Annotated in this window: 4 protein-coding genes; 1 reads left to right on the top strand and 3 read right to left on the bottom strand. The window is 37.8% G+C overall.

Features of this window, described 5'->3' with window-relative positions; translation table 11 throughout:
- Positions 1-215: 215 nt before the first annotated feature.
- From FKN93_RS16965 to FKN93_RS16955, 3 genes are all read right to left on the bottom strand, one after another.
- Positions 216-434, bottom strand: coding sequence for a hypothetical protein (locus FKN93_RS16965; protein ID WP_115152540.1), 219 nt, complete (start codon positions 432-434; stop codon positions 216-218).
- A gap of 654 nt (positions 435-1,088) precedes the next feature.
- Complete coding sequence (locus FKN93_RS16960) at positions 1,089-2,156, bottom strand: AAA family ATPase (protein WP_004394098.1); 1,068 nt, start codon at positions 2,154-2,156, stop codon at positions 1,089-1,091.
- Complete coding sequence (locus FKN93_RS16955) at positions 2,153-3,262, bottom strand: hypothetical protein (RefSeq protein ID WP_170905724.1); 1,110 nt, start codon at positions 3,260-3,262, stop codon at positions 2,153-2,155. The genes FKN93_RS16960 and FKN93_RS16955 overlap by 4 nt, the downstream gene beginning before the upstream one ends.
- 757 nt (positions 3,263-4,019) lie before the next feature.
- On the opposite strand from FKN93_RS16955, the gene FKN93_RS16945 reads away from it, so the two are divergent.
- Positions 4,020-4,352 (top strand): hypothetical protein, encoded by a 333-nt coding sequence (locus FKN93_RS16945; RefSeq protein WP_170905723.1) that lies wholly within the window; start codon positions 4,020-4,022, stop codon positions 4,350-4,352.
- The last annotated feature ends 109 nt before the right edge of the window (positions 4,353-4,461 follow it).

Below are 4,461 nucleotides of genomic sequence, written 5' to 3'. Positions count from 1 at the left end.
GTGCTCAAAGTCAGCAGTGGCCTGAATCAGGTTTTTCTGGTTTTGCATGGTGCCTTCCTTATATTGGATAAGCACTTAGTAAACCAGAGCTGGCGAGTTAAGTTGAGCTATGCTGCCGTAAGCTCACGGTTTATCGACTTTCACGCCTTGGCTTAGGTACTAAGGTGCGACTCATTGCGTAGAAGTTGTGGATCAAACTTAGAATCATGCTTTAGTCAGTCATACTCAGCTTTCACGTATGGGTCTTCAAATGCTTTTAACTTTAATGCTTCGAGCTTACTGAGCTTCCTTAAAGTCAAACTTCCATCACCATTATCAATCCATTCTATTGGATCACCTTCGTTCCAAGCCAAGTCTTTTTGTAATTCATCAGGTATTAAGAAGTAGCGTTCGCCATCTTCATTTTGTTCAATTTTCACTCGCACTAAATACATCCTCATACTAAATCTAAGGTATGTTATAGGTTTATCGCATTACAATCGATTAGGCAAAGAAGATAGCTGAAAAGTGTTAGATAAATCTGGGCTAAATTGGAACGGGACACTCACTCACGCGCCATGACAGATGGTCTTGACAATGACAACAATCAAGAGATCACAATAACTAAAATATACATACAAACGTTACAACTTAAAATGCTTTAAACATCATTAGTAATTTTTAACTGTAACGAGTCTTTTAACTGATTAGTCTTAAGATGGGAGCTTTAAAAACTTAAATCATCATAGATGCATTTACTGCGCATAGCAGTGAATGCATCTATGATGATCAACGAAGTCGCATCAGCGACGCACGTTACTGATCATATATAGATCCATAGGATCATAAGATCATAGGAGTAAAAACAAAGCTTAATAAAAGGAAATTTCCTAATTTTAAGCTTTGTTTGTGGTGGTGATAGCTTAATGTTAGGAAGTTAAAGCTTATTATTAGGAAATAACGCTTGTTCCAATAGCTTAATGTTAGGAAGTAAGCCTAATATTAAGCTTAATATTAGGAAATGAAACAATCCTAAAAATAGCTTAATAATAGGAAATTTATAACATTTCAAGACAGGAAAAGAGTAAAAATAACAAATAAACAGAGAGTTATAATTTTGATTTTGTCGTTCTTAGCTCAGACAATTCAGAAGCCATTCCGCTCCCAAATGGACCATGTGTTGTTTGCTCAGCCAAACGTTTTGATTCTTCAGATAAGAGAGAATCATTGCGTTCAATGATTACTTGCTTTTCAGATAATTGACTTAGGCGCTTTCTAGATACTTTTTGAGTCTTTCTCTCTTGACTAACCTCTTCTAGTTCCAATTGCATCAGACTTTTACTATCTAGATGTAACAAGGAACCTTCGCTCCAATGCAATTGAATTGGCCTTTTCCATTGTTGATCATATGGAATGTAATTCGCCTTGATATGTCGCAAGCGAGTCTCTTGGATTGTACCATCCTTTTTATCTACAACTTGATCTAAGTATAAATGCAGTTTCGATTTAGATAACGTCGAAGATAAACCTGAGCCAGAGACACTGTTTATAACGTCTTTTCCCCTACTCACATCTTTTGTTGGATGATGGACAACTAAAACGGCGGCATCTGCTTCCTGTGCGAGTTTTTCTAACGCTATTCTTATGTAATAGTCATCTTCAACAACGTTTGCAGAGCCAATGGCATCTCGAAGAGTATCTATAATTATGAGGTCAAATGATTTGGCCGTATTTATTAATTTATCTAGAGCTTTGGATGATTCTTGCCATTCTTTGGTATGTTTTGCTCCGCCTGAGCAACAAATAGGATCGGCATGACAGTAAATCCCCACATTTTCCTTCAAGCGCTCTTTCACACTAATCGAAAACCGCGACAAATGGGTTTGGATGCGAGGTAGAGTTCCAGGTAATGAATCTTCAATTGGCCAGATTAACGTTTTAAGCGCTTTGTTATTACTATGGCTTACCCCGATTAGTGGATATTCTGGTAACGCCATTTCATAAGCAATTGAAAGAGCGAGATAACTTTTTCCCGAATCAGGTGGAGCGATCAGAAAGCCAATACTACCTCTAAATAACCCTTTCAATATTTGTTCTTTCTGATTAGAGGCTAAATTACTGGTGATTTCCTGTTCGCTTAAGGCTATAACATCTTGATTATTTATAGAAGATGTCATTTTGTCGTCTCCTCTTTTTCGTCATCGCCGATATAAAGTAAGATATAATCTTTCTTTTTATCATGATTGTTTTTTTCTTGAAGTAGTAACCCAAAATCTCGATACAGAACTTCTTTTTTTAACACGACTTCAGTCATGGTATTGTTGATATGACGACTAACGTGCTGTTTTGATACTCTGATCTTATTTGCATAATAGTCTTTGATGAGCTCAGTTAAATACTTACCATGCAAGAATTCCCGTTTATGTGCATCAAGGTATTTACAAAAATCAGTGACAGCATGTTTTCCTGTCAGTTGTGGATAGACTTTTAAGAATCTTTTACGACTTATTGCCCCCTCTTGCCGTAAAGAAGCAGTAAACGTTTTATGTACACCGACAATAAAGTGAGTAATGGTATCGGCTCTAATTGAGCTTTTATTCTTGACTCCGTCCAGTACAAGTAGAGGGATGTAGTTACTGTCTACGAGTTTCATTCTTGTATGAAATTGTGGGAGTGTTTCGCCTTGTTTCTCGTAATCTAAGATTAACAGCATTTGTGAGAGTCTTTGTAGTCTCGTCATTACTGTGTTCTTGTTTGCCTTTTGATTTTTTAGATTAAGAAAATCAAATAAGGTAGTAAAATCACATAAAAAATAATCATATACACCACTAAACATTTTTGTATCTAGAAGATCGTGGTATTGATTAGAAAGCCTATCAATCTCGACGTTAATTTGTGCGATCTCAATCGCTTGTCTTAATGTTAATCCAGACAAATCAACATACATTCCTCCGACACTGACAATACCTTCTAGTAGATGTCTATCATCAGCTAAGCAAACAGCGCTATAGACATCAATACGAACAGTATCGAATTCTCTTTTGTTAGCTCCCTTTTTCCAGTATGGCTTGGAAAGACTGGTAGACATTAACGGTTTTTGAGCTAAAAGCTGCTGCTCTAAATGCCCTGGATCCGCGCTTATTTTTGACGTTAGGTCACGTGGAACTCGACCTGGGAGAAAAATGCAATCCATCAAAGTGGTAGTTGATGGTCTGTTGCCAAATGCTTCGTTGACTATTTCAGCCGGAAAGTAGCCTTCCAAATTATCCATATTACTACTCATTGCCTGTACCTATTTGCTTTTGATGAAGCATACCACATACCTTAAAAAGAGGAAAATGAGCTTTGAAAATGTGATTTATACCTTAAAATTAGACAATATATAGTCGTGTTAATGGTTTTTTAGCTTAATTTTAGGAAATGTCATTTATAGCTTAATTTAAGGAAGGTAAGAAATCTTAAGCTGTAGGGGATTCACGGTATTCTGTTTAGGTTAAACAGACTCTTTACCGTTTTAGCAACTCTGCGTAAACCCTCGCCCAATTCTGGCGGGGAGAAGTTAGGGTAGCGTTAACTACGATTTTATTGGGAATATTTTGTCAATGTTCAGGCTGAACATTCCAGCTGAATGCAAAAATAATTATTTAAAATTAATTGTTTTTAGCAATCTCGCCGTAAACCCTCGCCTATTCTGAGGGTGGGGATATGAGCCGAAAGTGCGATAGCACTTTAAGATAGAAAGAGGCTACTTGGTGATTATAATGCTCTATCCACACAGCATTATAATTTGTGTTGAGAGTAACAAAAGTACGCATTTACCCAACACAAGAACAAGCTGAGGTTATCTTATGTTGCGATTGAGTAAAACGGCAGAAACATAGTCAAGATAAGATTTGTAAAATTCGCTGAGAAGAGTGTGACTACTCACCGCCCTAATCGGGCGATACTTCTTATTTCGTTAGCCGTTGCTCGATAGTATCGAGACTTACTCAGCTTCCATCCTAAATGGCTAGGATGGCGAAAGCGATCAATTTACCCTAGTGACGAAAGACAGTGATACTCAACATCTTCACTCACGTAATACAGGTGCACCTTTACTCTTTGGGGAAGATGAAGTGATAGGCATCGCCAATCACTTTGCCGGAGAGAGCGCTACGTTCACTCATGTTGGGCATTATCTGCCTTTACTTATTGAGCGTATCGATGCCGTGGTCGTGCCAGCGTTTGTTAATGAATATTTGGAAGTGAAAGTCGAACTCGAAACCGGACTTATGTGGGATCAACTGCAACTCGAACCACTGAGCACCACATTCATGGTACAAAACCTCACCAATGAAGAACAAATGCTCAACCCGTTTATCATTTTGGCGTAAAACCTCCCCATTTATGGGGAGGATGTAAGGCATTGCTACGAAGTAGCAAAAATTAGTCAGGACGATTCTGACTCTCAATGTACCTAGTTAAAACTTCAAGACTTGCTCC

It is taken from the genome of Vibrio sp. A8-1, assembly GCF_013048685.1.
GTDB classification, from domain to species: Bacteria; Pseudomonadota; Gammaproteobacteria; order Enterobacterales; family Vibrionaceae; genus Vibrio; species Vibrio metschnikovii.
The sequence above is the reverse complement of the archived record's forward strand: the minus strand, read 5'-3'. Positions and strand labels throughout refer to the sequence as shown.